The sequence below is a fragment of the Hyphococcus formosus genome, assembly GCF_046736345.1.
In the GTDB taxonomy this organism is placed as follows: domain Bacteria; phylum Pseudomonadota; class Alphaproteobacteria; order Caulobacterales; family Parvularculaceae; genus Hyphococcus; species Hyphococcus formosus.
Genome location: NZ_CP157210.1, coordinates 1,210,806 through 1,231,448 on the forward strand (window position 1 = coordinate 1,210,806; position 20,643 = coordinate 1,231,448).

Sequence of the window (20,643 nt, forward strand, 5' to 3'; positions counted from 1 at the left end):
GGAATACCAAAGGGGTAAAATTGCGGAAAAGCCCGGACTTTGTAGGCCGATAGCGGGATTATCCACACCATTGCCGTAAAATCACCGCTTGACCAGAGGCAATTCGCGGCAAAAGGTTCGATTTTTCGAATTCGGGGTTGCGCGTTCGTCGCGGCTTGCGTATATGCGCCGCTCTTATCTCCAGTTTAAAGAATACCCGAGCGAAGGGCTGATGCCATGAAAAAAGATGTCCATCCGGAATACCACACGATCAAAGTCGTGATGACTGATGGGTCCAGCTTTGAAACCCGCTCAACCTATGGTGAGCCTGGCGGAACGCTCAATCTCGATATCGATCCATTGAGCCACCCTGCCTGGACCGGTGGTCCGGCTCGTGTTGGTGAGCGCGGCCGTGTGTCGAAATTCAACCAGAAATTCGGCAGCTTCGGTCTCAAAAAGTAAGACCTTTTTCAGCGCTGAAATTAACAAAGCCCCGGAATTGCTTCCGGGGCTTTGTTGCATCTGGAACGGTGTTTTTCGGGAATTACCCCACCTTACCGAAAGCTTTTAACAAGGCGCGCTGTTGAGCGACGGCATCGTTCTTTTCTTCGATCACTTCTTCTTCGACAAATAGCTCATGATCAAGACGGCTGATCCGGCTGTATAATTGTTGGGCCGCGTCAATCAAAACCACCAATTGCTGCGGCAGGCCCTCAGAACTGAAATGCACCTTTGAGGCTTCGGTTGGCGTCAGGCGATATTTCTGATCGCAGGCCTCGCCGATTTTCATCTCGCCTTCGCGCACCGCACGAAGCACCAAGAGCCATGATGCAATCTGCATCAGCTGTGTCGTTAGTCGCATCGATGCGCCAGCATAGGACAATGCAGAATCCCGACCGAGTTGTTTGGAAGCATCGCGCCCCTCACCGTCGAGATAATTTGCGGTCTCCTCCACAAGGGCCATGCCCTCCCGGAAGGTTCGCGCGAATAATTCAGACTGAACAAAGCTCTCTGTGCCCGCTTTGGTCGTCTCTTCTGCGATTGAAATACCCATACCCATCATCGATCCGCTGTCCTAAAAATGCCGCCCCTCTCAGGGCCTTACCATCCGAGATCGCGCCAAATGGGATCACCTGTGATCCGACATGACGAAATTCCGTAATATTCAATAGGTTTCAGCAATGCTCATGCCAGCAACCAGAAGGCGAATTTTACGAATGCAACGACCGCCACCCCCACACTATAGCAAATCTGGTCGCCTAGCGTGAGCGCGCATTTTCCAGCCGAAAATCTGGTTAAAATGGGGATTATTCGCCGGTTGAGAGCTGTCGGTAGATGATGGCGTGTAAAGACGCCTGCACGCCGATAATGAAGATATTATAGACGACCATCAGCCCGAACAGGATGAATTTCGAAAGCATCGCGATTACGGCCAAAATGTTGGGTCCGCCAATCGTCGCCATCATCTCGAAAATACCAGTAACGAGTGAATAGATAATCCCGACAAGCAAGAGCGCGAGGGTAAACAAGAAGAAGAGACCAAGCAGACTAAAGAAACGGCCTTTGGTCAGCTCCAGTGAGCCAAAGAACAAGAGCCGGTTTTCCGCTGCCGAGCCCGGTGAAAAAGGTGACAAGCGGATATTGATATAGGCAAGCGGCAACAAAGCCACAAAGACCCCGAGGAAAACGCTCCCCAATGGGGCATATAAGGCTTCGAGTGTTGCTTGATCCGGTTGACCCACATTGGGATCCGCCATCGCACTTTGCATTAAAAGCGAAAACGCACCGAGCGATTTAAACACCTCGCCAAAAGAAGAACCTGTCATCGGAATAGCGATGACGACAAAAACCAGAATGACCGAGACATTAATCAGGGTCACAATCAATTGCGCCCAGAACACCCGCTGCGCCGGACCATCAAAGCGAAGATCGACATATCCCTCGCGCTCCTCGCCCAGCGCAACAAGCCGATAAATCGAGGCCAGCAAGCCGCTGACGACGGCGATCATGAACACGAACACAATGAGCATCAATCCAAATGCGAGGAAGGACGATACGCGCATGACTTCGGCGAGATTGAAATTCGCACCGGCTTCCACCGCAGCCTCAAGCGCAGCCATGTCAAAGATCAAATATTGCAGCCCCAATGCCGCCATGCCTGACGCAAGAAGCGGTAACCAGCCCAAGCGGAATACCGTGAACCATCGCCGCAATCCGAACTGAAAACTTTCATTCAGTGCATCACCGATCCGAATATTATGCGACATGAAGATGGCCCTTCGCTGAAATAACGCAATCTGCTCCTGATGGGGCTATTACTGCGCTACTTCACTCTCGCGGTAAAGCCGACCATACAGCGTAGCCCAAACACTTACGGAGAAAATTGTCCAGACCAGATTGATCAGGATCTTGGTGATGTTCCAAATCCAGACAAATGTCGGAAGAACCCAGGACGCCACTTCGCCGCTATTCACCAGCTTGGTCGATACTGCCGTTGCTTCATAAAGCAGCGAGGCGATTGCGGGCAAAAAGCTCTTGAGCAAAATGCCGTTTATAAAGACCGCCTGCACAAGCAGGAGAACGCCGCCGACAAACCCGACAATCACCGCAAGGCGCAGGATATTCCAGCCGCGCGAAACCCGCAGCGTACCGCCCGGCCCCAAGGAGCCGCGACACACCGCGATCCCCACATAGGGCATCAGACGGATACTGACATAATTCATCAAAAAGAATGACGCGACGCCAAAAAATAGCAGCCGGTTTACCGGTGACTTGATCAGAAACATCACCGCTTCTTTCAGCGTCGTGAAGTCTAACGAAAGGCTCGCATGCAGCGCATTGGCCTGTTCGACGAAACTTGCAAAGCTCGCAAGAAAAATTGCGTCGGATCGAAACTGTTGGATGACCGTTTCAGCTAAGAGGAAATAAGCGCCGATCATGCTGACGATTGTAACCAGAAAGGTAACCAACAAACGCGCGATAAAGTTTCCGCCTTCGGCATCCGTGTTGCGATTTCGCGGATGAAAGTGAAAGAACAAAATCATCCACAAAAGGAATATCAGCGGCGCGACACCGGCGAGCGGGATTACATGATTATAAATCCAGTCAGACCCTTCGGCGGCCATGGTCTTGCCGGCGGTGGTGATCTCGATGGTGTGAAGGCTCGTCGCATCGGGGAATGACGCCACCGTCTCCGCAAGCGCATTGGCAACATATTTGAGCGTATAAAACCCGGCCACCGCGATGGGCACGAACATCAAAAACGCAGTGACGACGAAACTAAGAATACTCGCCACCAAAAACCGAAGTTGACTGGCCCCGAACGGCAATCTTATCACGCCGGGCCTCGGTTTTATGCCCAACCCCGCATACCGAATGAGCGGTGCCATATAGGATGAAACCAATAGCCAGCTTATGAAAATGCTTATGGCTGTAATCAGCCACATCTCTGCGGGCGATTCCGAAAAGCCTTTACTGGCGAATTGCGACACCGTTATCTGCGCGCGCGCATAGGTCGGAATATCGGCAAAAGTGACCAAGCGTCCGGCGATGACCGACAGATAGGCAAAGATTGCCACCATATTTGCGATCAACAACAGAACAAGCGGCAACCACGCGACGCGGGCAACTGTTTCCATGCGACGCGCGCCTAAATTCAACGCCTCACCGACAATCGGAAAAATACGCAACTTCATAGACGCCCCTCAACCAAGCCGATATGCGGCTCCCCAGCCCCACCGATAAAAATCCGCTGATTTTGGATCAGGCTAACCGCAAATTATCGCAAGCGCCACCAGAGGCAGGCATTTGCGTGTGCGGTGGCGAAACTTTCGGCTTTAGCGCGTGTGAAACCGGGGCAGCCGGCCCGCTTATCTATGGGCCTAGGTCACCCCATGCGCCGCAGGAATGTCCGCCATTGGCCCTTCGGGTCGTCGCAGAAGTTCTTCCTCGGACTCGCCATTGCGATAGCGCTCAATCAATTCGTCGGGATCAAAACTCACGCCGATTGGATTTTCGCTGAACGCATCGCTTTTCATGAAAGCGAACGAAGCCTCTGAATCAAAACAATCGACCTGAAGCTCAATGCGGTTCCCATCCGGATCAAGGTAATAGAACGACAGTGTCATTCCGTGATGAACCGGCCAATAGGGTTTTATCCCCTGATCGCGCAGGCGCTCATAAACGCCGAGCAGATCGCCGAGATTGGCATAGGTGTAGGAGAGATGATTGACGCCAGTTTCCGCTTTGCCGGCCTCTTTCATCGGTTCGGGGCGCAGGGCATCAAGATTGGCAAAGCCAAATCTGTGATTTTCGTCATCATAGGTCAGGAACGCCACCGCCGGGTCCTGATGAACAATCGTGGCCTCAAATACGTTTTTGTACCACGCAACCATGTCGTCGAAACGTCGTGTTGAGAACAACACATGCGCAAATTTTATAGGTTTCGCCATAAATCCCCCCTGTTTGAAGGAATAATTGGTACGCGAATACGGTGAAACCGTAAAGTTTAGGCGCTTTACCCGATATAACATCGAATAGAATGAAACTCAGTAGTGTTAAGATATTGCACTCCGCGCCAGCTACAGTAGAAGCCTGTCATGCACAATAAAGACACACAAAATACCATCCATATCATTGGGGCTGGCCTTGCTGGCTCTGAAGCTGCCTGGCAGGCCGCAAATGCAGGCGCGCGCGTCATCCTACATGAAATGCGCCCGGTCGCCGCGACCGAAGCCCATGCGACCGGCAATTTTGCGGAAATGGTCTGCTCGAACTCTTTCCGGTCTGACGATGCGGAAACCAATGCCGTTGGCGTCCTTCACGAAGAGATGCGCCGTGCGGGCTCTCTCATCATGCGCGAGGCTGATGCGAACAAAGTCCCTGCGGGGGGTGCACTCGCGGTGGACCGTGAAAACTTTGCGCTTGGCGTGACCCGCGCAGTTGAAAACCATCCCAATATCGAAATTCGGCGCGAGATCATCGAAGCGCTGCCGCCGGAAGAATGGGACAATGTCATCATCGCCACCGGCCCCTTGACCGCGCCGCCACTGGCCGAAGCGATCCGCGCCTTATCTGGCGAAGAGAGCCTCGCCTTTTTCGATGCGATTGCACCCATCATCTACAAGGAATCAATCAATTTTGACGTGGCCTGGTTCCAATCCCGCTATGATAAAAAAGGCCCCGGCGGTGATGGTGCGGACTATATCAATTGCCCGATGGATGAAGCTCAGTACACGGCTTTCATCGATGCGTTGATCAATGGCGAGAAAACCGAATTCAAGGAATGGGAAAAATCGACCCCCTATTTCGAAGGCTGTCTGCCGATTGAGGTCATGGCCGAGCGCGGCCCTGAGACCCTTCGCTTTGGTCCGATGAAGCCGGTTGGGCTGACCAATCCGCATACGGGCATAAAAGCCCATGCCATCGTTCAGCTTCGGCAGGATAATGCTCTGGGTACGCTCTATAATATGGTCGGCTTCCAGACCAAGTTGAAATATGGCGTACAGAAAGACGTATTCCGCATGATCCCGGGTCTTGAAAATGCGGAGTTTGCACGGCTTGGCGGCATCCACCGGAACACCTTCCTCAACTCGCCGAAATTGCTTGATGGGCGGCTGCGCATGAATGCGCGCCCTGCACTTCGCTTTGCGGGCCAGATCACCGGCGTCGAGGGATATCTCGAAAGCGCTGCAATCGGACTGTTGGCCGGGCGCTTCGCCGCTGGCGACGCCCTAGGCCAAGAGGTCCCGCCGCCGCCTGCAACCACAGCGTTAGGTGCCCTATTAGGACACATCACCGGCGGGCATATCGCCGATGGCGCAGGCAAGGCATTCCAACCGATGAACGTCAATTTTGGCCTGTTTCCGGAAATTTCGACCCCACGGGTCGATGCCGACGGCAAGCGGATCAAAGGAAAAGAGCGCGGATTTGCGCGGAAACGGGCGCTCAGCGCCCGTGCGCTATCCGACATCAATGATTGGGTGAAAGAACAACCGTTAGTAGCTGTATAAATTGAGCAAACCGTGCAACAAACTTCGGAGTGGGCTGCGGCAAAGAGACTTCACCGCAGCCCCCCCGACGTGCAGCAGGGGGAGAACACCGCACAGCCGGGAAACTTGTTTGGATATAGTTCAGCTTATTCGAACCGGTTGTCCAAGCTAAATGTTTTTAATTTAGGTCATACGACCTAACACGAAGTTGGCCATTTAAGGGGGAGTGATGACGTCGTCAACACAGGGGAATGAAAATTCCTCAGAAAATGAATTCGAGCGACAACAATTTTCTGCGAGCGAAAAAGACAAAGCGCTTGTTACCATTCTCGATCATCTCGATTTTCTTCGGGGCGGCAGACCCACGCCGCAAATGGTCGACGCAAAATCCGAGCGTACGCAGCGAACCGTAGAGCGCATTCTATCAGGGGCGCGGCGGGTTTTCACAGAAAATGGCTATGGCGGCCTGTCACTGCGTAAAGTTGCGGAAGAAGCGGAGATTGCGGTTGGGAACCTCACCTATCATTTCCCCAACAAGCAAACGCTGATCGAAGCGATGCTCCGTGACTCTTTGGCGCGGTACATCAAAGACCATCTTGATCAGTTTCATGTGGGTCGCGATTCGGCATCGGATATTTTGATTACGATTATCCGACGCAATGGCGTGCTCTCACGAAAATTTTACCGGTTCTTTTTTCAGACATGGGGCTATGCTGCATCAAGCGAACAAGCCCGCGAAACTGTGCGAGAACTTTACCGTCCGCTTGGGAAGTTTATTTTCCATATGGTGCGTGCGGCTAATCCGTCGCTGGATTACATCGCTGCGCGGCGCGCAACGCTGCAATATTTCAGCCTTGAAGAAGGTTATAAACTTTTCGTCGGCTATGGCCCTACCAACGAGGATGCAGCGATCACCGCCGAAAAGGACATCGAAGAGCTGGTGCGCGAGATTGTGGGCTTACCGCAATAGACTTCCGCTTTTGCTTGCCAGTTTTGAAGCGGTGATCCACACTGCGTGAATGGCAAATAATCATTTGATTATCGAACCGCGCACACGCGATTTAGGCGGCTTTACCGTTGGTCGCGTCCTTCCCTATGCAAAGCGCCGCACCGTTGGCCCGTTCATCTTTTTTGATGAAATGGGCCCTGCGCAATTTGATCCCGGCGGGGGCATCGACGTCAGGCCGCATCCGCATATCGGCCTGGCGACGGTGACCTATCTTTTTGACGGCGAGATCCGCCACCGTGACAGCCTAGGCTATGATCAGGTCATTCGTCCCGGTGATGTCAATTGGATGACCGCTGGCCGCGGGATTGTTCACTCAGAGCGGACCGACGAAGCGCTACGCAAACGCGGTCAGTTCATGCACGGCATCCAAAGTTGGGTTGCCCTCCCGCTTGAGCATGAACGCACTGACCCCTCGTTCCACCACCACCCCAAAGACACGCTACCAGAAATCAATCGGGACGGCGTTTCGATGCGCCTTATTGCGGGGGCTGCGTTTGGTGAAACCTCGCCGGTCGAAACATTTTCGCCGATCTTTTATTTGGCGGCAGAAGCGCAAAAAGGCGCAAGCATCCCCCTACCCGGCGACTATGAAGAGCGCGCGATTTATGTTGTCGATGGATCAGTCGAGATTGATGGCGAAACCCATGAAGGTGGCCGGATGGTCGTTTTCGACAATGGCCACGAGCCAACCATAACCGCAATAGAAGAATCCCGATTGATGCTGCTTGGCGGCGCACCAATCGGTAAGCGTTTTATCTGGTGGAATTTGGTGGCAACGGATCAATCCCTCATTGAAGAAGCGAAAGCCGCGTGGACTGCATCAGCGCAGTCTAATTTTATCGATAGCGTATTTTCGCTACCGCCTGACGAGAATGAATTTATTCCGTTGCCGGAGGATTGATTGTCTTGTCAAAATTTGAACAGTTTCTCTGCTTCAGATTTTGACGAGCCGCGTTCGTTTTTCGCCGCTTCGCAACGCACAATTTCTGCTTTCAATGCTGCAATACGCTCATCTAGGTCATCAACCGAAAGGCTATAAAGATCTTGTTTCGCAAGATAGCCGAGCGTCATATCCGGATTTTCATTTAGCTCTTCTGGGTCCATAAATACCACCTGCTCCCATATCGAAAATATGGGAAAATGGTATTTCAGAAAAATCGCGCAATCAAACTTCATTATTCAATTGCGCGATAAAAAATGCTCTGAGGTTACGACTCTGCCTTAACCTCAGAGTCTTTAACGATCGGGATCAATTGGCCATCAGGTGTCATATGGCCAACAACCTCACCGTTAGCGGTGACTGGAGTGGATCCCTCTGGAAGCGATGCCTCGGCAACATTATCGATCTCGTCTCCAGAAACCGGATTACCCAATGACTTGGAAATTAGACGCCCATCCTTGTCGTAATTCGCCGTAATCACGATATATTTTTTCTTTTTACTGGCTTCTATTGGCGTTCCTGCAACTTCCCATATTCCAAGGGTAGCCACGTCCAATAACCCATGCATAGCAGCACGCCCTGCGGAGCCTCGTTTGATTTGGAACCGGTAGGTTTCGGAAATACCTCCATCATCGCGCTGAGAGGTCTGAAGTATTTCCACAGTATCTTGTGTTATAAAGCACTCACGGCTTTGGCATTGGGTGGTTTCTTCAACTTTAACACCCCCCGTTCGAGCTGCCATTCCTACCGAACAACCTTGTACTAGAACGCATACTGAACCAATTAAAAGTAATGATTTTTTCATCCCCATCTCCCTTTTGTTCATTAACTATATTTCACATTTAGAATTTTTTTCAATAAAAACGATCAGAGAGAAAATAAAAATGACTGATATTCCTCATTCCATGCGCGCCATCGAAATTACAGAGCCCGGCGGACCGGAGGTTTTGCGCATGGTGGAGCGGCCAACACCGCAAGTTCAGGAAAACGAGATTTTACTTGCGATCGAAGCTTCGGGCGTCAATCGCCCTGACGTCCTGCAACGCATGGGGATGTATCCGCCCCCGCCCGGCGCGACCGACATTCCCGGCCTTGAAGCGGCCGGTGTTGTCGCGGCGGTTGGCAAGGAAGTCAGCACCATCAAAGTCGGCGACAAAATATGCGCGCTCTTACCCGGTGGCGGCTATGCGGAATATGCGACAGTCGATGCAGGCTCCTGCTTGCCGGTGCCATCTGGGCTCACCTATGAACAGGCCGCCGGACTGCCCGAAACAATTTTCACGGTCTGGGCGAATGTGTTTGATGATGGCGATTTGAAATCCGGCGAAACTCTGTTGGTTCATGGCGGCACAAGCGGCATCGGCGTAACCGCTATTGCGATGGCAAAAGCCTTTGGCGCAAAAGTCATCGCCACCGCAGGCAGTGACGAGAAATGCGAAGCCTGCCGCACCATCGGCGCTAATGCGGCCTATAATTACCGCGATTGCGACTGGGACAAGGACATCGCCGAAAAAGGCGGCGCCGATGTGGTGCTTGATATGACCGGCGGTGATTTCGTCGCTCGCAATCTCAATTGCCTCAATCCCGGTGGCCGGCATGTGTCGATTGCGTTTCTTCGGGGCGTTGAAGCAAGCGTGAACATCTTCACGATCATGCAAAAGCGCTTGCGCCTTTCAGGCTCAACCATGAAATCACGCGCCCTCTCAGAGAAAGCGCGACTGGCCCGGGACATCGAAAAAAAGGTCTGGCCGCATCTCGAAAGTGGTAAAATGCCGATCACCACCGATGAGGTTTTCCCCCTCGATCAGGTGGCCGAAGCCCATAAACGGATGGAATCAGGGGCGCATATCGGCAAAATCATCCTAAAAACCCGATAAAACCGCCTTGGCGTCAGCGGCCAAACGGTTTATATCCGGCCTAGATTTTCGCTTTCCCCCAAAATTTCCGGCGGTTAGCGCGGCTCTCCAGACCGGGGGGCCGCAGTTTGAGACTTTTGCCGGGTTCACTTTGGGTCGACCCTTTTGGAGACTATTCATGGCTGATCTACCCCTCATGCCGATTGCGACTGCCGTTTGGCTGATCGACAACACGTCATTGACCTTTGACCAGATTGCCGAGTTCTGCGGGCTTCACCCGCTACAGGTGAAAGGCATTGCTGATGGCGATGTTGGCGCTGGCGTGCGCGGGATCAATCCGATCACCACAAACCAGCTGACCCGTGATGAACTCGACAAAGCTGAAAAAGACGGCGATCACCGCCTGAAATTGTCGCGCCCGAAAACAATCGTCCCGGAAAAGCCGCGCAAAGGCGGTCGTTATACGCCCGTTTCCAAGCGCCAAAATCGCCCTGACGCGATTGCGTGGATGGTGCGCAACCACCCTGAGGTAACGGACGCCCAAATCGGCAAGCTGCTTGGGACAACCAAGACCACGATTGCCGCTGTTCGTGATCGCTCGCACTGGAACTCCGCAAACCTTGTTCCGCGTGACCCGGTTGGTCTCGGCTTGTGCTCACAGATTGATCTTGATGCGGTCGTGCGCAAAGCCGCTGCGAAACGTGCCAAGCTGATGAAAGAAAACCCAGAGGCCTTCGCCAATGAAGGACCATCGCTTGAACCGACCCAAGACAAGGAAGAAGAAGCGGAAAACGAAAACCGTAACTTCGATCCTGAAAAAGTCTTTGCTGAGTTCAGCGATAAAGATCAGTCTAGCGACGAAAATTGATGGATTGCTCATATTGAGCCAAGTAAAGCCCGCCATTGGCGGGCTTTTTTGCGTTTTATTGCCGTGTTTCCCCACGAAACGAATTCAATTAAAGTCACAACCGAGGTGATTTGATGCAAGGCGAGAAAAACCTGGATACGCTGCTTAGATCGCTCACGGCGACACTCAAAGACGGCACCTATGTCTTTGTCACCCTGCCCGACAACGACATTCCAGCGGGCATTAACCCGCGCATGATCTTTCGTGAAAGCGAAGGTAAAACACTGATCTTGACGAAAGAAGAGGCGGAAAAAGCCGCGCTTGATTATAGTTTCCCGTGCCGAATGATTACGCTCAATGTTCATTCAGCACTCGAAGCGGTCGGCTTTATCGCGCATATCGCCACCAAACTCGCGCAGCACGGCATGGGTGTTAATCCCGTTGCCGGCTTTTATCACGATCATCTTTTCGTGCCTTTGGGCCGCGAAAATGATGCGTTAAAGATTTTGGAAGAGATCGCGAAAGACGCGCAAAAATAAACCGCCTAGAGGTTTATTCTTGCTACGTCGCTTTCTTTTTCTTGACGACACTGCCCGAATTAACGGCCAGCTTGCCGCCGTCTACGTAAAGCGTCTGGCCGGTCACATAGGACGCGGCGTCACTCGCAAGGAAATGCACCACATCCGCGACTTCATCCGGATCGCCGATCCGCTGTAGCGGTGTCGCTGCGCGTTCGCGGTCGCGATCATTTTCGTCCATCGCTTGGCCTTTTAGCGTTCCGACGCCCACCAGATTGGCGCGCACACCATAAGGTGACATGGCCATGGCGATGGCCTTGGTCAATTGGCTAAGCCCCCCCTGTGACGCAGCAAAGGCCACATGGTCCGGGTCCGCCGTCACCGCTTCGACCGATCCGATATTGACGATCACACCGGGTGACGCGGGCCGGTTTTCATCATCCAGACGTTTGACGAATTGCTTCGCTACCGCCTGATTGATCAAAAACGCACCGCCAATATTGCCATTCACGACGCGGTCGAAATCTTCTTCGCTGGTTTCCAGAAAAGGAGCCGCAAATTTCACCATGACCGTATGCGCCAAGACATCAATTCGCCCATAAGCATCAATCGCCTCAGCGATGATGTTGTGAACTTGCAGCCGGTTGGCGACATCAGCGTGAACATAGGTCACTTCGGCCCCTGCCTCGCTCAATTCCTCGGCTAAAAGTTTGCCGGCCTCCTCATTCGGGTCAGCGAGAACAAGTTTGTCACCATTTTGCGCAAAACGACGTGCGCAGGCCGCACCAATACCCTTGGCGGCCCCGGTTATGACAACTGAACGTTGGGTCATTTTGATATTCCAAAATAAAGACGCGGCGCACGATAAAGTGCGCCGCCCATGATCGATATTCTAATGTCTGTATTGTAATCGCATGGTCATAGGATAACAACCCAATGCCATTTGATTACCAATCTTGTTAATTCGGACTGTTATTCTGTGCCCTGAATTCCCTTAACTGGTCTTTGATCTTAAGTTTCTGCCTTTTTAGTTCCACAATGCGAAGGTCATCAGATCCCGGGTGTTTGATTTCAGCAGAAATAGCTGCTTCCAACTCCTGGTGCCGCTTGCTGAGCGAATCCATATGAGCCTTTATTGCCATAATTGGCCTCCTTTGCTTCGTGGGATAGCATATTAAAGCACAAAAACCCCCGCCTTGTCACGCATCGTTGTGTAATTGCTAACGTTGTAATTGCGATGGCGAAAGATACAATTTTACGTTATGAAAGAAACGGCCAAGTTACTGAGTTTGTGATGAAAACACCCCGTCGAATAATCATTGGCGTGACCGGCGCATCGGGCGCAATTTACGCCAAACGGACGCTCGAATCCCTCAAGGAAACCGATGTGGAAACCCATCTGGTTATCAGCAAATCGAGCGAGATCACGATTAAATACGAACTCGAAATGAGCGCCGCCGATCTGGCCGCGCTGGCCGACCAGCGCTACCCGGCGGGCGACATTGCCGCCCCGATTGCGTCGGGATCTTATAAGACAATTGGTATGCTGATTACACCTTGCTCTATACGGACAATGTCTGAAATTCAGTCGGGAATCACCAGCTCCCTGCTTACCCGTGCGGCGGATGTCGTCTTAAAAGAACGCCGCCGTCTTGTGATGATGGTTCGGGAAACGCCGTTTCATTTAGGCCATCTACGCACTATGACAGCCCTGACGGAAATGGGCGCGATTATCGCACCGCCCTTACCCGCCTTTTATGCAGAACCCCAGAGTTTAGAGGATATCGTCGATCAATCGGTGGGCCGAACGCTGGACCTTTTCGATATTGATACGCCGCTGGTCAAACGCTGGGGTGAAGATCTTGAAAAGGGACGACGCTGACATTGGGCGCTGAACCTGCGGACACCCCCTTTTGGCATTGGTCTCTCGCCCATTATGGTGCAGCGGAGCAGAGTTTATTGCGTCTGCAGGATGAATTTGATTGCGATGTAAATATCATTTTGTTTTGCTGTTGGTGTGCGGAAGAATTCGAAGCGCTTTCCGAAAAGGAAATGGCATCGGCGCTCGACCTCGCGCGATCATGGACCGATAAAATCGTTCACCCGTTACGGTCGGTGCGTCGATCACTCAGTAAAACCAATCCCGCGGAATCAGATTTACGGGGCATGGTTAAGGACACCGAACTATCTGCCGAGAAAATCCTGCAAGACATGCTTTTCAACTTCGCCGATGAAAATTTATCGCGCAGCAAAAACGTCAATTCGGCCATCATCGCCCAGCAAAATCTATTACGTTATGACGCACATTTAAAACCACCGAATGACGTGCGCGTAACATTGCTTAAAGAATTGATCTCTCATATTTTTGACGCGGCCAAACGCCAAGAAGCCAAGTGATCAGGATTTTTGATGACCGATACGTCTGAGCCAACTGACGATGAAAAAAAGCGCCCGAAAACGCTTCTGCGTTCTGGTGAGGATAACGGCCCCTGCGACAAGGATTTCGATGGCGCGAATGACGAAGCGCTGGTCATTCGCTTGGCGATCCTCGAAGAAGAACATCGCGACCTTGATGCAGCGATCACATCGCTCGAACAGAATTCGCCCTATGAGCGGCTGACCATCGCGCGCCTCAAAAAGAAAAAGCTGCAGCTCAAAGACGAAATTGGGGAAGTCAAAGACGCGATGCTGCCCGACATCATCGCCTAAGCTTTAGCCGCTTTTCTGGCGCGCTTTCACTTCGTACATCGCATTGTCCGCGCGTTCCATGGCCTCATCGGCCGAAAGACCTTTCGCGATTTCAACGACCCCGCAGGAAATGCGCGCGTTGAAGGTTTCGCCCTTCCAGCGCACCGGCTCAGCGGCGACCGCCTTGGTCAACTGAACGGCCTTGAGTTCGCCCGTCTGCTGGTCAGCTTGGTTCAACAACAAGCCAATTTCATCACCGCCCAAACGACCGATCACATCGGTCTGGCGGATATTGTCGATAAGAACCCTGCTGACATGCTGAAGCGCCGCATCACCGGCCGCATGGCCCAGCGTGTCATTGATTGTTTTCAATTCGTTGAGATCAATGAAAATCAGGCTGGCCGTCATGCCATAGCGTTCGATCATCGCCAGCGACCGGTTTAATTCGCGTACAAAAGCGCGGCGATTAAATAGATCCAGCAGCGGATCACGATCGGCCAGGCGCTCGAGTTCGTAGATGCTTTCGCGCGCTTGGGAAAGTTCGGTGCGCAGGGTTTGAACCTCGGTCATCAGCGCGACCAATGCTTCGCGCACTTTCGGCGTCAGTTCCGCCTCGGGGATGCCGCCGAGCGAAACGACATCGCTGATGCTCGTTGAATTGCTCGCCGCTCTGGTTGTAGCGCTCGTCCCCTGTTTGCGCCCGATACGCGAACTGGCCAGAGATTTAGGCGCATCGCCGATTTTCATTCGCTACTCCCGGTCGCGATCAAGGCCGACAGTACGACCACATTACAAGATATCCATAACGTGATTGCATTTCATCCGCCAATAAGCGAGATCACGCTTTTTTCCCGCAAAGCGCTGAAACCGCGCAACAAAATCGCGCTCGATTAGCCCTTCCATGCCGCAATTGCGCGGTGAGCACCATTCGGCGCAGCCTATGCTCGGTTCAACGCTTGCCGCCTTGTGACAGGCGTCGCGGCGGCCCAATTTAATCCTTGCGGATATGACCGTGTAGGAGTCCCCTTCAAGCGCACGGTTAGCTCCCGCGTCCGGTGAGAGGAGACGTTGGTTTTCGCGCCCCCGTCAAATGGCTGGCGTCTCCTCGTCGGTCGCGGCCAGTTCGCTGATTTGCCGCTGAAATTCCGCTTTTCCTTGCGCCGGAGTGTGCCCCTGCTATAAGCGCCGTTTCTTTGCGAGGGAGACGAGGTCATGGGCCAAACGGAAGCGCGCCCCGAAGTCGGCATCATCATGGGTTCACGGTCTGATTGGCCGACCATGACGCGCGCGGCTGAAATGCTCGACAAGCTGGGCGTCGCCTATGAGACCAAGGTCGTCTCCGCCCATCGCACGCCTGATCGCCTCTATGACTATGCAAAGACGGCTAAATCTCGTGGCCTCAAGGTCATTATCGCGGGCGCTGGCGGCGCGGCGCATTTGCCGGGCATGGCCGCGTCGATGACACCGCTGCCGGTGATTGGCGTTCCGGTTCAATCAAAGGCGCTTAAAGGGCTCGATAGCCTGTTGTCGATCGTTCAAATGCCCGCCGGAATACCGGTTGCCACCGTGGCCATTGGCGAAGCGGGCGCGGCGAATGCGGGCTTGATGGCGGCGGCAATTTTGGCCACCAATGATGACGCGCTCGCAACGCGGCTTGATGATTTCCGCGAAAAGCAATCTGCATCTGTTCTGGAGACCGTTGAAGACGAATGAGCGTCGCGATCAACCACCCTGATATCGTAGAGCCGAACGGCACCATTGGCATTCTTGGTGGCGGACAGCTGGGCCGCATGCTTGGCGTTGCCGCCGCAGAGCTTGGCCTTAAATGTCATATCTATTGCCCCGATGAGCGCGCGCCGGCATATGACATCGCAGCGAAGACGACCATTGCATCCTATACGGATCAAGACGCCCTTGCCGCTTTTGCTGCCGACGTTGATGTCATCACCTATGAATTTGAAAATGTACCGGCGGAATCGGTTGCTTATTTGACCGGTCTTGGGGCAAAGGTTCGCCCCGGCGCAAAGGCGCTTGAAACATCGCAAGATCGTTTGGTTGAAAAGCAATTCGTCAACACCATCGGTGCCAAGACAGCCGCTTTTCATCCGGTTGATGATTTAAGCTCGCTGAAAGACGGCCTTGCAAAAGTCGGTCGGCCAGCGATTCTTAAAACCCGACGTTTTGGTTATGACGGCAAAGGTCAGACGCGGATTAAGACAACCGAAACCGATCTATCCGCCGCGTTCGAAAAAGCCATCGCTTTTGCATGGGAAGAAGTTGGCGCTGCGCCGTCGATCCTTGAGGGCTTTGTGCCGTTTGAGCGCGAGATATCGATCATCGGTGCCCGCTCAAAAGATGGTCAGATCCGGCTCTATGACCCGGCAGAAAATGTCCATCGCGACGGCATTTTAAAGACCTCTTCGGTGCCCGCGACGATTACTGATCAAACCGCAGAGAACGCGCGCGCCATCGCCACAAAAATGCTGCAAGAGCTGGACTATGTGGGCGTGATGGGCGTTGAGTTTTTCGTCCTCAAAGACGGCGATCTGATCGTCAACGAATACGCTCCGCGCGTGCATAATTCCGGTCACTGGACCCAGGACGCCTGCGCAATTTCGCAATTCGAACAACATATCCGCGCCGTCGCCGGCTGGCCGCTGGGCGATCCGCGCCGCCATTCAAACGCTGTAATGGAAAATCTGATTGGCGATGAGGCCCATAATTGGCGCGCCCTTGCGAGCGAGCCCGATACGGGGGTCCATCTTTACGGGAAACGCGAAGCGCGCCCGGGCCGCAAAATGGGCCACGTGACGCGCATCACAAAACCTTAGGGCGACCAATAAGGCGCATCACTCGCAGGGAATGTCTCTTCCAGCGCCTCGTCGATTTTATCTTCGGTTTTTAACGGCTCATTTTTATCGCCGGGCGTTTTTGGCCTTGGCTTTTTCTCAGTCTCTTTATCGCGCGATGGTGTTTCTTCGCCGGTGCCATAGCGAAACTGCGCCAGCCATTCGAGCGGCTTGGTCGGATCGATATTCAGATCACGAACTTTTGCCTTCACCTTTTCAATCTGCATTACATTTTCGATGCGCGCATCCAGAAACGCATGGGTCGCAGCCTCCGACGGGTCATCATCAGAAAGCCAGCGCGCCAAGGTGGAGGTCCACACAGCCGTCAAGATCCCGCGCTTTGAGTAAAAATTGAAATCGGTCGATTGATCGCCAAGACCGCGCCAGATCACGTCAGAGGTCTTCCAGGCAAGATCAGCGGCCAGCGGCGCATAGATCGGCAGCGCCAGCATTGCAGCGGCCCGTCGCGCCGCCTCTTTGTCCGGGCGGATCGCATCAAGGCGCGCTCTTATGGCAAAGGCGACTTTCTCGCGGATTTTGAGCCCTTTAAATTCCGGGGCTTCCATCGCTTTGCGCATACGCTCGTCAGATCGCGCCGACCAGGCGCGAATCGCATCAATCGCGCCGCGCGGAAATGCGGCCCGGATTGTTGCATCCTCAACCCCGGCTTCGCGCGCTGCGAGCTTGAGTGCAGTGTCGGTCCAGCCGTCAAATGGGACCAGCGGCAGGAGTTTTTCGAGAATCAGCGCTCGCTCGTCTTCGAATCCATCGACCGGGCGATCGCTATTTGCGGCGTTTTTAGCAGAATTTACGTCAGATTCCGCCTTTGGGCCGTTGTTTTCTGTGGATTTTGGGTCACTAGGCATAGATGACCATCCTTTCGGTCGCTATATTATCAGCGGTTATAGACATCGGGTTGGCCTTTTGGTATAGGCCGCCCTCGCCTCGCGCGCTTGCACAAAACAAGCGCTTGCTGAGTTAGATTGTATTTCGCGTCGCGGTCTGCAACCCGTGGCGCTTTTGTTTCATAGGAGCTGAAGTCCTTGGTCCAGATCTTTGTCCGCGACAATAATGTCGAACAAGCCCTTAAAGCGCTGAAAAAGAAAATGCAGCGTGAAGGGACGTTCCGCGAAATGAAACGTCGGAAGTTCTTCGAAAAGCCGTCAGAAAAGCGCGCTCGCCAGAAAGCCGAAGCGGTTCGCCGCGCACGCAAACTGGTTCGTAAGCGCCTGCAGCGCGAAGGCGGCCTTTAAGCCCCTTTTTGCGTCTGCTCGTTTATCTGGGCGTGATGGGAACGGTTTCCGCGTCCCGATGTTTGAATACGCTGGCAGGCCCTAATTGGTTCTGCTAGTTTACGGTGAGCGCTTTTGGCCCGTCACAACGCGTTTAGCTTCGCGGGCTTAGGATTGAATGGGGTTATTATGCGGATTTTGTCCCTGATTTTGGCACTTAGCTTTTTCCTATCGGCTTGCGAAACCGTCAAAGGCGTTGGCCGCGACGTAGAGAGCGCTGGCGAGGCACTGGACGACGCCATCAACGATTAAGCGCTTTTCGCTTTCTCAATCAGATCAACCGGCACGTTTCGCGCGCCGGTTTTTTTGTGCCCACAGACCACCCAAAACGCCCAGAAAATCCCACATTGTTGGCTCCGAATCGCCTAATGATGCGGGAAATTAATAATAACAACTGTGTTATATGGCGAAAAAACGTGTTCCTGTGATGGAATTGCGATATTCGCACGATAAACTGGCAATGTATAAAAAGATCGAGGGATAGCGCTGCGGCGCACTATATTAGGTGCTGTATGAGGGGACTTCCTAATTTTCGCGGCGTGGCCGCAGCAATGTGTGTATCCGCAATTGCGGTAATGGCAGCACAGCCAGCCCATGCGCAGCGGCAGATTGATGACCCTGCCCTAAGCCCGATGTTGTTCGGGCCCACGGAAAAAGAAAAGCGCGACAAGATCCGCCAGGACGAGCAAGATCAGGAAGAAGCGCTGTATCTGACAGCCGAGCAGGAACGCGACGCAAACGAACTTGATGACCCAAAAGTCAGACCGATATTTGGCAGCGGCGACGATCAAGAAGATCGCACGCGCACACGGATTACCCTTGGCGAGAAAGACGAGAATCGCGGGTTCTTTGGTGCGCTGACCTTTCTGACGCCAGAAGAAACCAATCTCAGCATCGGTGTCGGCCCGGTCTACGAGCCGGATTATTTTGGCTCGAACGATTACGAATTTAACGCGGACCCACAGGTCTATGTAAAATTCCGCGACTTCATCTTCCTAGATGATGACGGCGCGGATTTCGGCATTATCGGGTTTTCGCGTTTTCGGCTCGGGCCATCGGTCCGCATCAAAGCGCGCCGCGATCAGGACGATAATCCCGCGCTCGACGGATTGGGCGATGTGGGTACGACCTTCGAGTTCGGCGGCTTCGTCGCAACGACCTTCCTTGACCGTTTCGCATTCAAGGCAAAGGCTCGTCATGGCCTGAAAACCGGGCACCGCGGCACCATTGTTGATGGCTATATTACCGCCCTTCTTTTCCGCGCTGGTCCCGTTTCGGTTTCAACCAGCGGTCAGGCAAGCTGGATCGGCAATCGATATGCGGACGCATATTTCTCGATCACGCCAGAACAATCTGCGCGCAGCGGCGGCCGTCTTGGCCCCTATGATGTCGATGCGGGGTTCCGCGATGTTGGCGGATCGGTGAACGCCTATATCAATATTCGCGACCGTTGGTCCCTTAATCCGTATGCGCGGTATAATTACATTTTCGATGATTATGCAGAAACACCAATCATCAAGGATTATGGCGACCGCCACCAATTCGCGGTTGGTTTTCACATCATGCGTGAATTCACCTTTGGCGGTACAGGTCAATAAAACCTAATAGAAAGAAAAACTCCCCGGCATGACCGGGGAGTTTTTTTATTGAGCTGACTGGAACCGAAACTATTCCGGCTTTTTGAATTTGAGGGTCATGCGATCAGATTCGCCGATCGCAATTGCCGCTGCTGCGGCTTCCGGGTCATCGCCGCTCGTCGCCAAGGTCGGCGGCAAGCGCCACACAAAATCGCTTTCCGTTGGCTGATCTTTCGGGTTTGCATTGATCTCGCTCTGATCGGCAAGATCAAATCCACCAGCCTCAAATGCGGCAACAATCGCAGATTGCTTCACATAGCCATTATCACCATTCGCCCAAGCATCGTCATTGCTTTCGGGTGCGCGGTGCTGAACAACCCCAACGATACCGCCGGGCTTCAAAAGTTTATACATGTCGGCAATCGCCTGACTGCGGTAGCCGCCTTGATCTTCGAAGCGGTTGAAATGGTGCATTGACCGGATCTGAAGGACGACATCGACAGTGCCCGCCATATCATCCGGGACTGAACCGAAAGCAAAAGCACCAACCGCTGCATCGCCTTCATCGCGCCAGCCTTCGGCTTTCTCAGTCCATTCGGCGGCCCAATTTGCTTTCGCACCTTCGGGCGGCGCAAATGATCCGAACAGTGACCACATCTCAGGCGAATAATCAGCACCGATCACTTTGCCGTCTTCACCCAGATAGTCGAGCAGAATACCGGTGTACCAGACTTCGCCCGGTAGCGTATCAACGACGGTCATGCCGGGTTTGATCCCGAAAAATTTCAGCGTCTCTGCCGGATGACGATATTGATAGCGCGCTTTGGCATCATCGGACTGCGCCGCGAGAACCGTATCAAGGCGCTCCCACGCCGTGGGTTCCTTTGCGGCATCGGTTTCATCAACCGCCATTTCGGTTTCGGCCGTTTTCGTGAGTGTTGTCTCGTCAGCACTCGGCGCTTGATTTTCCTGTGAACAGGCAACGAGAGCGAGCGCGGTCGCGCCCATCAGTAAATATTTCATGGCATCCTTCCCCTAACCACGTGATGACGATCATCATCACTTTTGAAAAGGCACCAACGAAACAAAGGCAGAGGC

Annotated in this window: 26 protein-coding genes; 15 read left to right on the forward strand and 11 right to left on the reverse strand. The window is 53.3% G+C overall.

Annotated features, from left to right (window positions below; all coding sequences use genetic code 11):
* Positions 1-216: 216 nt before the first annotated feature.
* Positions 217-441: a 50S ribosomal protein L31 gene (rpmE, locus tag ABFZ83_RS05595; RefSeq protein ID WP_411818448.1), complete on the forward strand. Its 225-nt coding sequence runs from the start codon at positions 217-219 to the stop codon at positions 439-441.
* Positions 442-523: 82 nt separating this feature from the next.
* On the opposite strand, the gene ABFZ83_RS05600 is transcribed toward rpmE, so the two are convergent.
* From ABFZ83_RS05600 to ABFZ83_RS05615, 4 genes are all read right to left on the reverse strand, one after another.
* Positions 524-1,042, reverse strand: coding sequence for a DUF1465 family protein (locus tag ABFZ83_RS05600; protein ID WP_411818449.1), 519 nt, complete (start codon positions 1,040-1,042; stop codon positions 524-526).
* A 244-nt stretch (positions 1,043-1,286) separates the two neighbouring features.
* Positions 1,287-2,246, reverse strand: coding sequence for a hypothetical protein (locus ABFZ83_RS05605; protein WP_411818450.1), 960 nt, complete (start codon positions 2,244-2,246; stop codon positions 1,287-1,289).
* A 48-nt stretch (positions 2,247-2,294) separates the two neighbouring features.
* The gene (locus tag ABFZ83_RS05610; RefSeq protein WP_411818451.1) at positions 2,295-3,674 is read right to left on the reverse strand and encodes a hypothetical protein; all 1,380 of its coding nucleotides are present in this window, start codon (positions 3,672-3,674) and stop codon (positions 2,295-2,297) included.
* A 186-nt stretch (positions 3,675-3,860) separates the two neighbouring features.
* Positions 3,861-4,430 (reverse strand): VOC family protein, encoded by a 570-nt coding sequence (locus ABFZ83_RS05615; protein ID WP_411818453.1) that lies wholly within the window; start codon positions 4,428-4,430, stop codon positions 3,861-3,863.
* A gap of 147 nt (positions 4,431-4,577) precedes the next feature.
* Between ABFZ83_RS05615 and trmFO the strand changes: the two genes are divergently transcribed.
* The 3 genes from trmFO to ABFZ83_RS05630 all read left to right on the forward strand — a co-directional run bounded on the left by trmFO (position 4,578) and on the right by ABFZ83_RS05630 (position 7,879).
* Positions 4,578-5,990 (forward strand): methylenetetrahydrofolate--tRNA-(uracil(54)-C(5))-methyltransferase (FADH(2)-oxidizing) TrmFO, encoded by a 1,413-nt coding sequence (gene trmFO, locus ABFZ83_RS05620; RefSeq protein ID WP_411818454.1) that lies wholly within the window; start codon positions 4,578-4,580, stop codon positions 5,988-5,990.
* A gap of 208 nt (positions 5,991-6,198) precedes the next feature.
* A complete protein-coding gene (locus ABFZ83_RS05625) occupies positions 6,199-6,939 on the forward strand; it encodes a TetR/AcrR family transcriptional regulator (RefSeq protein WP_411818455.1) in 741 nt (246 codons plus the stop codon).
* Positions 6,940-6,988: 49 nt separating this feature from the next.
* Positions 6,989-7,879: a pirin family protein gene (locus tag ABFZ83_RS05630; RefSeq protein WP_411818456.1), complete on the forward strand. Its 891-nt coding sequence runs from the start codon at positions 6,989-6,991 to the stop codon at positions 7,877-7,879.
* Positions 7,880-7,887: 8 nt separating this feature from the next.
* On the opposite strand, the gene ABFZ83_RS05635 is transcribed toward ABFZ83_RS05630, so the two are convergent.
* Complete coding sequence (locus ABFZ83_RS05635; RefSeq protein ID WP_411818457.1) at positions 7,888-8,082, reverse strand: DUF1192 domain-containing protein; 195 nt, start codon at positions 8,080-8,082, stop codon at positions 7,888-7,890.
* Between the two features lie 104 nt (positions 8,083-8,186).
* On the reverse strand, positions 8,187-8,723 hold the full coding sequence (locus ABFZ83_RS05640; protein WP_411818458.1) for a hypothetical protein: 537 nt from the start codon (positions 8,721-8,723) through the stop codon (positions 8,187-8,189).
* 79 nt (positions 8,724-8,802) lie between these two features.
* Here ABFZ83_RS05640 and ABFZ83_RS05645 point away from each other — a divergent pair, with 79 nt between their 5' ends.
* From ABFZ83_RS05645 to ABFZ83_RS05655, 3 genes are all read left to right on the forward strand, one after another.
* The gene (locus tag ABFZ83_RS05645) at positions 8,803-9,795 is read left to right on the forward strand and encodes an NAD(P)H-quinone oxidoreductase (protein ID WP_411818459.1); all 993 of its coding nucleotides are present in this window, start codon (positions 8,803-8,805) and stop codon (positions 9,793-9,795) included.
* A gap of 157 nt (positions 9,796-9,952) precedes the next feature.
* Positions 9,953-10,642, forward strand: a complete 690-nt coding sequence (locus ABFZ83_RS05650; RefSeq protein ID WP_411818460.1) for a DUF1013 domain-containing protein — start codon at positions 9,953-9,955, stop codon at positions 10,640-10,642.
* Positions 10,643-10,755: 113 nt separating this feature from the next.
* Positions 10,756-11,160 carry an ACT domain-containing protein gene (locus ABFZ83_RS05655; protein ID WP_411818461.1) on the forward strand — a complete coding sequence of 135 codons (405 nt, stop codon included), beginning with the start codon at positions 10,756-10,758 and terminating at the stop codon, positions 11,158-11,160.
* A gap of 22 nt (positions 11,161-11,182) precedes the next feature.
* Here the strand turns inward: ABFZ83_RS05655 and ABFZ83_RS05660 are convergent, their stop codons facing one another.
* Positions 11,183-11,971 (reverse strand): SDR family NAD(P)-dependent oxidoreductase, encoded by a 789-nt coding sequence (locus ABFZ83_RS05660; RefSeq protein ID WP_411818462.1) that lies wholly within the window; start codon positions 11,969-11,971, stop codon positions 11,183-11,185.
* A gap of 127 nt (positions 11,972-12,098) precedes the next feature.
* Positions 12,099-12,281, reverse strand: coding sequence for a YdcH family protein (locus tag ABFZ83_RS05665; protein WP_411818463.1), 183 nt, complete (start codon positions 12,279-12,281; stop codon positions 12,099-12,101).
* Positions 12,282-12,433: 152 nt separating this feature from the next.
* On the opposite strand from ABFZ83_RS05665, the gene ABFZ83_RS05670 reads away from it, so the two are divergent.
* Genes ABFZ83_RS05670 through ABFZ83_RS05680 form a run of 3 tightly spaced genes read left to right on the forward strand, consistent with a single transcriptional unit; the run spans position 12,434 to position 13,848 of the window.
* On the forward strand, positions 12,434-13,021 hold the full coding sequence (locus ABFZ83_RS05670) for a UbiX family flavin prenyltransferase (RefSeq protein ID WP_411818464.1): 588 nt from the start codon (positions 12,434-12,436) through the stop codon (positions 13,019-13,021).
* Between the two features lie 2 nt (positions 13,022-13,023).
* Entirely contained in the window at positions 13,024-13,536 is a 513-nt protein-coding gene (locus ABFZ83_RS05675; RefSeq protein ID WP_411818465.1) for a TIGR02444 family protein, read from the forward strand.
* A 12-nt stretch (positions 13,537-13,548) separates the two neighbouring features.
* Entirely contained in the window at positions 13,549-13,848 is a 300-nt protein-coding gene (locus tag ABFZ83_RS05680) for a YdcH family protein (RefSeq protein ID WP_411818466.1), read from the forward strand.
* A gap of 3 nt (positions 13,849-13,851) precedes the next feature.
* On the opposite strand, the gene ABFZ83_RS05685 is transcribed toward ABFZ83_RS05680, so the two are convergent.
* Positions 13,852-14,574: a GGDEF domain-containing protein gene (locus ABFZ83_RS05685; RefSeq protein ID WP_411818467.1), complete on the reverse strand. Its 723-nt coding sequence runs from the start codon at positions 14,572-14,574 to the stop codon at positions 13,852-13,854.
* A 465-nt stretch (positions 14,575-15,039) separates the two neighbouring features.
* Between ABFZ83_RS05685 and purE the strand changes: the two genes are divergently transcribed.
* Together purE and ABFZ83_RS05695 are read left to right on the forward strand one after the other, a co-directional pair.
* Positions 15,040-15,540, forward strand: coding sequence for a 5-(carboxyamino)imidazole ribonucleotide mutase (gene purE, locus ABFZ83_RS05690; protein ID WP_411818468.1), 501 nt, complete (start codon positions 15,040-15,042; stop codon positions 15,538-15,540).
* The gene (locus tag ABFZ83_RS05695) at positions 15,537-16,658 is read left to right on the forward strand and encodes a 5-(carboxyamino)imidazole ribonucleotide synthase (protein ID WP_411818469.1); all 1,122 of its coding nucleotides are present in this window, start codon (positions 15,537-15,539) and stop codon (positions 16,656-16,658) included. Before purE ends, ABFZ83_RS05695 begins: the two co-directional genes overlap by 4 nt.
* Here the strand turns inward: ABFZ83_RS05695 and ABFZ83_RS05700 are convergent.
* Positions 16,655-17,542 (reverse strand): COQ9 family protein, encoded by an 888-nt coding sequence (locus tag ABFZ83_RS05700; RefSeq protein ID WP_411818470.1) that lies wholly within the window; start codon positions 17,540-17,542, stop codon positions 16,655-16,657. The genes ABFZ83_RS05695 and ABFZ83_RS05700 overlap by 4 nt on opposite strands.
* Positions 17,543-17,710: 168 nt before the next feature.
* Here ABFZ83_RS05700 and rpsU point away from each other — a divergent pair, with 168 nt between their 5' ends.
* From rpsU to ABFZ83_RS05715, 3 genes are all read left to right on the forward strand, one after another.
* Positions 17,711-17,929: a 30S ribosomal protein S21 gene (gene rpsU / locus ABFZ83_RS05705; RefSeq protein ID WP_411818807.1), complete on the forward strand. Its 219-nt coding sequence runs from the start codon at positions 17,711-17,713 to the stop codon at positions 17,927-17,929.
* A gap of 114 nt (positions 17,930-18,043) precedes the next feature.
* Entirely contained in the window at positions 18,044-18,220 is a 177-nt protein-coding gene (locus ABFZ83_RS05710; RefSeq protein ID WP_411818471.1) for an entericidin A/B family lipoprotein, read from the forward strand.
* 260 nt (positions 18,221-18,480) lie between these two features.
* A complete protein-coding gene (locus tag ABFZ83_RS05715) occupies positions 18,481-19,566 on the forward strand; it encodes a MipA/OmpV family protein (protein WP_411818472.1) in 1,086 nt (361 codons plus the stop codon).
* Positions 19,567-19,635: 69 nt separating this feature from the next.
* Here the strand turns inward: ABFZ83_RS05715 and ABFZ83_RS05720 are convergent, their stop codons facing one another.
* Positions 19,636-20,568, reverse strand: coding sequence for a class I SAM-dependent methyltransferase (locus ABFZ83_RS05720; protein WP_411818473.1), 933 nt, complete (start codon positions 20,566-20,568; stop codon positions 19,636-19,638).
* Positions 20,569-20,643: the final 75 nt, after the last annotated feature.

Coding starts and splice junctions, on each gene's coding strand:
- ABFZ83_RS05670 (WP_411818464.1), top strand. CDS start 12,434: ATGAAAACACCCCGTCGAATAATCATTGGCGTGACCGGCGCATCGGGC.
- ABFZ83_RS05600 (WP_411818449.1), bottom strand. CDS start 1,042: ATGATGGGTATGGGTATTTCAATCGCAGAAGAGACGACCAAAGCGGGC.
- ABFZ83_RS05650 (WP_411818460.1), top strand. CDS start 9,953: ATGGCTGATCTACCCCTCATGCCGATTGCGACTGCCGTTTGGCTGATC.
- ABFZ83_RS05630 (WP_411818456.1), top strand. CDS start 6,989: ATGGCAAATAATCATTTGATTATCGAACCGCGCACACGCGATTTAGGC.
- ABFZ83_RS05695 (WP_411818469.1), top strand. CDS start 15,537: ATGAGCGTCGCGATCAACCACCCTGATATCGTAGAGCCGAACGGCACC.
- ABFZ83_RS05700 (WP_411818470.1), bottom strand. CDS start 17,542: ATGCCTAGTGACCCAAAATCCACAGAAAACAACGGCCCAAAGGCGGAA.
- ABFZ83_RS05605 (WP_411818450.1), bottom strand. CDS start 2,246: ATGTCGCATAATATTCGGATCGGTGATGCACTGAATGAAAGTTTTCAG.
- ABFZ83_RS05680 (WP_411818466.1), top strand. CDS start 13,549: ATGACCGATACGTCTGAGCCAACTGACGATGAAAAAAAGCGCCCGAAA.
- ABFZ83_RS05640 (WP_411818458.1), bottom strand. CDS start 8,723: ATGAAAAAATCATTACTTTTAATTGGTTCAGTATGCGTTCTAGTACAA.
- ABFZ83_RS05715 (WP_411818472.1), top strand. CDS start 18,481: ATGAGGGGACTTCCTAATTTTCGCGGCGTGGCCGCAGCAATGTGTGTA.
- ABFZ83_RS05615 (WP_411818453.1), bottom strand. CDS start 4,430: ATGGCGAAACCTATAAAATTTGCGCATGTGTTGTTCTCAACACGACGT.
- ABFZ83_RS05655 (WP_411818461.1), top strand. CDS start 10,756: ATGCAAGGCGAGAAAAACCTGGATACGCTGCTTAGATCGCTCACGGCG.
- ABFZ83_RS05610 (WP_411818451.1), bottom strand. CDS start 3,674: ATGAAGTTGCGTATTTTTCCGATTGTCGGTGAGGCGTTGAATTTAGGC.
- trmFO (WP_411818454.1), top strand. CDS start 4,578: ATGCACAATAAAGACACACAAAATACCATCCATATCATTGGGGCTGGC.
- ABFZ83_RS05660 (WP_411818462.1), bottom strand. CDS start 11,971: ATGACCCAACGTTCAGTTGTCATAACCGGGGCCGCCAAGGGTATTGGT.
- purE (WP_411818468.1), top strand. CDS start 15,040: ATGGGCCAAACGGAAGCGCGCCCCGAAGTCGGCATCATCATGGGTTCA.
- ABFZ83_RS05645 (WP_411818459.1), top strand. CDS start 8,803: ATGACTGATATTCCTCATTCCATGCGCGCCATCGAAATTACAGAGCCC.
- ABFZ83_RS05685 (WP_411818467.1), bottom strand. CDS start 14,574: ATGAAAATCGGCGATGCGCCTAAATCTCTGGCCAGTTCGCGTATCGGG.
- ABFZ83_RS05665 (WP_411818463.1), bottom strand. CDS start 12,281: ATGGCAATAAAGGCTCATATGGATTCGCTCAGCAAGCGGCACCAGGAG.
- ABFZ83_RS05720 (WP_411818473.1), bottom strand. CDS start 20,568: ATGAAATATTTACTGATGGGCGCGACCGCGCTCGCTCTCGTTGCCTGT.
- ABFZ83_RS05625 (WP_411818455.1), top strand. CDS start 6,199: ATGACGTCGTCAACACAGGGGAATGAAAATTCCTCAGAAAATGAATTC.
- ABFZ83_RS05635 (WP_411818457.1), bottom strand. CDS start 8,082: ATGGACCCAGAAGAGCTAAATGAAAATCCGGATATGACGCTCGGCTAT.
- rpmE (WP_411818448.1), top strand. CDS start 217: ATGAAAAAAGATGTCCATCCGGAATACCACACGATCAAAGTCGTGATG.